5 protein-coding genes are annotated in these 5903 nt (G+C 65.6%); 3 read left to right on the top strand and 2 right to left on the bottom strand.

The window, feature by feature from the left end; all coding sequences use genetic code 11:
• Positions 1 to 111 precede the first annotated feature (111 nt).
• Genes C492_RS04155 through lpdA form a run of 3 tightly spaced genes read left to right on the top strand, consistent with a single transcriptional unit; the run spans position 112 to position 4250 of the window.
• Entirely contained in the window at positions 112 to 1098 is a 987-nt protein-coding gene (locus C492_RS04155; protein ID WP_049892697.1) for an alpha-ketoacid dehydrogenase subunit beta, read from the top strand.
• 1 nt (position 1099) lies between these two features.
• A complete protein-coding gene (locus C492_RS04150) occupies positions 1100 to 2740 on the top strand; it encodes a 2-oxo acid dehydrogenase subunit E2 (RefSeq protein ID WP_008420742.1) in 1641 nt (546 codons plus the stop codon).
• 37 nt (positions 2741 to 2777) lie between these two features.
• Entirely contained in the window at positions 2778 to 4250 is a 1473-nt protein-coding gene (lpdA, locus tag C492_RS04145) for a dihydrolipoyl dehydrogenase (RefSeq protein WP_008420740.1), read from the top strand.
• Positions 4251 to 4394: 144 nt separating this feature from the next.
• On the opposite strand, the gene C492_RS04140 is transcribed toward lpdA, so the two are convergent.
• Positions 4395 to 4676, bottom strand: coding sequence for a DUF7521 family protein (locus C492_RS04140; RefSeq protein WP_008420739.1), 282 nt, complete (start codon positions 4674 to 4676; stop codon positions 4395 to 4397).
• The gene (locus tag C492_RS04135; protein ID WP_049892695.1) at positions 4673 to 5050 is read right to left on the bottom strand and encodes a winged helix-turn-helix domain-containing protein; all 378 of its coding nucleotides are present in this window, start codon (positions 5048 to 5050) and stop codon (positions 4673 to 4675) included. The genes C492_RS04140 and C492_RS04135 overlap by 4 nt, the downstream gene beginning before the upstream one ends.
• Between the last annotated feature and the right edge of the window lie 853 nt (positions 5051 to 5903).

Genomic DNA, 5903 nt, shown 5'->3' with positions numbered 1-5903 from the left:
TGTGTATAAGAGACAGCTACGAGGGGATGCCCAGACGATTACAGGAACAGCTCGAGTGGTTCGAATCGATTCGGGAGCGACACGGCGACGACGCCCTGCTGGAGGGATAACATGGCTGCAGAATCGGAAAACCTCACGCTGGTACAGGCGGTACGAGACGGGTTGCACAGCGAGATGGAACGGGACGACGACGTCGTCGTCATGGGCGAGGACGTGGGGAAAAACGGCGGCGTCTTTCGCGCGACCGAGGGACTGTACGACGAGTTCGGCGCCGAGCGCGTCGTCGACACCCCCCTCGCGGAGTCGGGGATCGTCGGTACGGCGGTCGGCATGGCCGCCTACGGGCTTCGCCCGGTCCCGGAAATGCAGTTCCTCGGCTTCATCTACCCCGCGTTCGACCAGATCGTCTCCCACGCCGCGCGCCTGCGGACGCGATCGCGGGGCCGGTACACCTGTCCGATGGTCATCCGCGCCCCCTACGGCGGGGGAATCCGAGCGCCCGAACACCACTCCGAGTCCTCGGAGGCGATGTTCGTCCACCAGCCCGGACTGAAGGTCGTCGTCCCCTCGACCCCCTACGACACGAAGGGGCTACTCGCGAGCGCGATCCGCTCGCCGGACCCGGTCGTCTTCCTCGAGCCCAAACTCATCTACCGGGCGTTCCGCGAGGAGGTGCCGGACGAACCGTACGAGGTGCCGCTGGGCGAGGCGGCCGTCCGTCGCGAGGGATCGGACATCTCCGTGTTCACCTGGGGTGCGATGACCCGACCGACCCTCGAGGCCGCCGAGAACCTCGCGGGCGAGGTAGACGTCGAGGTCGTCGACCTGCGGACGCTGTCGCCGCTGGACGAGGAGACGATCGTCGAGTCGTTCAAGAAGACCGGTCGCGCGGCGGTCGTCCACGAGGCCCCCAAGACGGGTGGCCTCGGCGCCGAGATCGCCGCGACGATCCAGGAGGAGGCGCTGCTGTACCAGGAGGCGCCGGTCGAGCGCATCACCGGGTTCGACACGCCGTTCCCGCTGTACGCGCTCGAGGACTACTACCTTCCCGAGCCGGCCCGCATCGAGGACGGCATTCGAGACACGATGGAGTTCTAACATGGTCCGAGAGTTCAAACTGCCCGACGTCGGCGAAGGGGTCGCCGAGGGCGAACTGGTGAGCTGGCTGGTCGAGGAGGGCGATACGATCAGCGAGGACCAGCCGGTCGCGGAGGTCGAAACCGACAAGGCCCTCGTCGAGGTCCCCTCGCCGGTCGACGGCACCGTCAGCGAACTCCACTGGGAGGAAGGCGAGACGGTCCCCGTCGGCGACCTGTTCGTCACGTACGACGTCGAGGGCGAGGAGAGCGCCGACGAACCGACGACCTCGGAAGCAGAGCAAGCCAGCGAACCCTCGGGCGTCGACTCGTCAGAGGAGGCTCGGACGGACGCCAAGGACGAACCCGCGGGGGATGCCGGCGCGACCGGCGCCGAAACCGGCGAGGCTGCACCGCCCGAGGATCGCGTCTTCGCGCCGCCGCGCGTGCGACGGCTGGCCCGCGAGGAGGGTATCGACCTCTCGACGCTCGAGGGCAGCGGTCCCGGCGGTCGGATCACCGCGGCCGACGTGGAGGCCGCTGCGGGCGACTCGGACCGCACCTCGGAGTCGGCGGAAGTCGAGACGCCGTCCGAGGAATCCGCGTCTGACACGGGAGCGGACTCGAGTTCCGATACGGCCGATACCGCCGCGACCGACACCGGGGCGGCCGGAGCGCAGACGACGCAGGCGACGGCCACTCCGGCACCGACCGAGTCCGCCGACCGCGATCGGACCCTGGCGGCGCCCGCGACGCGCAAACTCGCCGAGGAGCAGGGCGTCGACATCGACGCCGTTCCGACCGACGAGGAACGCGACGGCGAGGCGTTCGTCACGCCCGAAGCCGTCCGGGAGTACGCGGAGGCCCAGCAGCGGGCACAGGAGGCAGACGCCGAGGCGGTTTCGGCGGGCGAACCCGTCGGCTCGAAGGGGACGGCGTTCGCCGAGGGCGAGCGCGAGCGCCGGGAGCCGTTCACGGGCGTTCGCAAGACGATCGCCGACGCGATGGTCGAGTCGAAGTACTCCGCGCCCCACGTCACCCACCACGACGAGGTCGACGTCACGGAACTCGTCGCGGCTCGAGAGCGGCTCAAACCACGGGCCGAGGAGCAGGGGATCGGCCTCACCTACATGCCCTTTATCACGAAGGCCGTGACGGCGGCGCTGAAGGAGTTCCCCGAGATGAACGCGGTGATCGACGAGGACAACGAGGAGATCGTCTACCGCGACTACTACAACGTCGGCATTGCCACGGCGACCGACGTCGGCCTGATGGTTCCGGTCCTCGAGGACACCGACCGAAAGGGACTCCTGCAGCTGTCCTCGGAGATGAACGAACTCGTCACGAAGGCCCGCGAGCGCTCGATCAGCCCCGACGAACTCCGGGGCTCGACCTTTACGATCACGAACGTCGGCGGCATCGGCGGCGAGTACGCGACGCCGATCTTGAACTACCCCGAGTCGGGAATCCTCGCAGTCGGCGAAATCAAGCGCAAACCCCGCGTCGTCACCGACGACGATGGAGCGGAATCGATCGAACCGCGGTCGGTGATGACGCTGTCGCTGTCGTTCGATCACCGACTGATCGACGGGGCGGTCGGCGCGCGGTTCACCAACGAAGTGATGGAGTACCTCGAGAATCCGGAACTGCTACTGCTCGAATGATGAACCTTACTACGCTGCCCCGAGAGGGAACTAACTGATGGTCGTTGGAGACGTCACCACCGGAACGGACGTGCTGGTAGTCGGCGCCGGACCTGCGGGCTACGTGGCCGCGATCCGGGCCGGACAGCTCGATCTGGACGTAACGCTCGTCGAAAAGGACGCGTACGGGGGAACCTGCCTGAACGACGGCTGCATCCCCTCGAAGGCGCTGATCACCGCAACGGACGTCGCCCACGACGCGGGCAACGCCGAGGAGATGGGGATCCACGCCGACCCCGCGGTCGATCTCGCGGGAATGATGGGCTGGAAGGACGACGTCGTCGACCAGCTCACCGGCGGCGTCGAGAAACTGTGCAAGGCAAACGGCGTCAACCTGCTCGAGGGGACCGCTACCTTCGCCGACGAGAACACCGTCCGGGTCTCTCACAGCGGGGAGGGCCAGGGGTCGGAGACGCTGGAGTTCGAACACGCCATCGTCGCGACGGGGTCGCGGCCGATCGAGATCCCCGGGTTCGAGTACGACGACGAGCCCGTCCTCGACTCGACGCAGGCGCTCGCGCTCGAGTCGGTGCCGGACTCGATGGTGATCGTCGGCGCCGGCTACATCGGAATGGAGCTCGCGGGCGTCTACGCCAAGCTCGGCACCGACGTCACCGTCATCGAGATGCTCGATTCGATCCTGCCGGGGTACGACGACGACCTCAAACGTCCCGTCAAGCAGCGGGCGACCGACCTCGGGATCGAGTTCCACTTCGGGTACGCGGCCTCGGAGTGGACCGAGACGGGCGACGGTATCCGCGTCGTCGCCGAACCGACCGAGGAGGCCGCAGCCGACGGCGGGAGCGAGGCGAGCGCCGAGCCCGTCGAGGACGACACCCTCGAGCTCGACGCCGAGAAGGTTCTCGTCGCCGTCGGCCGCGAGCCGGTGTCGGACACGCTCGAACTCGAGAACGCCGGCGTCGAGACCGACGACCGCGGCTTCATCCAGACCGACTCGCGGGCGCGCTCGAACGTCGAGCACGTCTTCGCCGTCGGCGACGTCGCCGGCGAGCCGATGCTCGCCCACAAGGGAAGCATGGAGGGCCAGGTCGCCGCCGAAGTGATCGCCGGCGAGCCGTCGGCGATCGACTACCAGGCGATGCCCGCGGCGGTGTTTACCGAACCCGAGATCGGCACCGTCGGGATGTCCGAGTCAGAGGCCGAAGAGGCCGGCTTCGAGACCGCCGTCGGGAAGTTCCCGTTCCGGGCCAGCGGCCGAGCGCTGACGACCGGCGAAACCGACGGGTTCGTCAAGATCGTCGCCGACGAGGAACAGGGGTACGTTCTGGGCGCCCAGACCGTCGGTCCCGAGGCCTCCGAGCTGATCGCCGAACTCGGACTCGCGATCGAACTCGGCGCGACACTCGAGGACGTCGCCTCGACGGTTCACACGCACCCGACGCTCTCGGAATCGGTGATGGAAGCGGCCGAGAACGCACTCGGTCACGCGATCCACACGCTGAACCGCTAGCGCGAAACCGGGACTCGAGCGCCCCTCGCCGGGCTGGCCCGAGGTCGGGAACGGTAGACGAACGGTCCCGGACACGACGAGAATCGAAGAGTTCGACGGTGTCGCGTTCGACCCGGCGAGCGAGCGTGATCGAACGTTCCGGTACTACTGGACGTACAGCGAGTACGCGATCACCAAAAAGCCCGCGAGCACGAGCAAACTCTCGAGCAACACCCCCATTACGAGCTCGACGCCGAGTATCTCGTGGAGAACGCCCGCAAGTACGAACCCGAGCGTGACGATTCCGAATCCGCTCGCGAGATATCCCAGCGCGGGTTGACGCGTTCGACGGTACGCCTTGAGCGCGAAGTAGGTGATCACCCCACCCACGACGAGAACGAGCGTTTTGACAACTGCCAGTACAAGCGCAAGTTCGGTTCCAGTCATGTCTCCTTTCGCACCTCAGACCACAGTTCGGCGAGTCGTTCGTCGGCTGTCCTGGCCGGACGCTCGATCTGTACCGACAGCGATCGGTCGTCTTCGAGGGAGAGCGTAATCTCGTCGAACGCCACGGAGTACTTGCTCGCGTGGTGGCCGTCCTGACGGATTTCGGTCGACTCCTCGAGGAGCGTCGAATCAGTTAGCAGCTCGAGCTTTCGGTACAGCGTGGACTGTGGGATCTCACACTGCGCGTTGAGCTCGGCCGCCGTCATCGGCTCCTCGAGTTTCCGGATGATCTCCCGGCAGTCGGGGTCGTCGAGCGCAGAACAGATCACTTCCGGTGACGGCGGTGGTTCCGAAGTGATCGGATCCTGGACCATTCGTCTACTCCTTGCAACGCGCCGGGTTTATTCGCATCGATGCATGACTTCGTCGCAGACGCCGTCGGTCGAAGGCTTCTTGCGCGTGCGCGCTCGAGAGCGAAACTGCGCGGGTATCATTCGGTTCGACTGTCCCTTCGAGGGGAGGATGACCGGCCGACCTCCGCCCGCGTAATATTCTGTACTGAATAGTGTCAAACATTCTTCTAGATGTCGGAAAACCGTGGTATGTGGATTCGGTTCGAACTATCTGATCTTCGACGGCCTTATGTATGGACCGGGCCCTCGTCACTAATGCGAACGACGTGACGTCCTCGTCGCGTCCCCTTCGGCCGATTTCGGCGCGAAGGCAGGCACTCCATCCGAATACTCAGCCGTTCTTCGTCGAACGGTATGTCCTTCGACGGCCGTGGTCGATCCGACGGCCTTAAGTACATACGAGGATTCGGATGGAACGCATTCGAAACCCGACGTCGCCGTTCGACGGCTCGTCGGATCGGACGACTCACCTTCGAAGGGGTTAAGTACTCCTCGGGGATTACAAGTACGTCCGAAGGAAATGAGGATCCTACCCCTGCGGTCCGCCGTACAGATGGGATCTGATGTGAGCCTTGGTAGTTCGGTGACGCCCGANAATGAGGATCCTACCCCTGCGGTCCGCCGTACAGATGGGATCTGATGTGAGCCTTGGTAGTTCGGTGACGCCCGATCGGTCCGCGATCGTGGCCGAACCGAACGTGGACCCATTCAAGTGAGTGTGATTCGATTCGATTCATACTCCGCCAACCTCCCCCATCATGGGGGAACAGCACTCCGGTTGATCCTGCCGGAGGCCATTGCTATTGGAGTCCGA

This window comes from Natronococcus jeotgali DSM 18795, from assembly GCF_000337695.1.
GTDB classification, from domain to species: Archaea; Halobacteriota; Halobacteria; order Halobacteriales; family Natrialbaceae; genus Natronococcus; species Natronococcus jeotgali.
The sequence above is the reverse complement of the archived record's forward strand: the minus strand, read 5'-3'. Positions and strand labels throughout refer to the sequence as shown.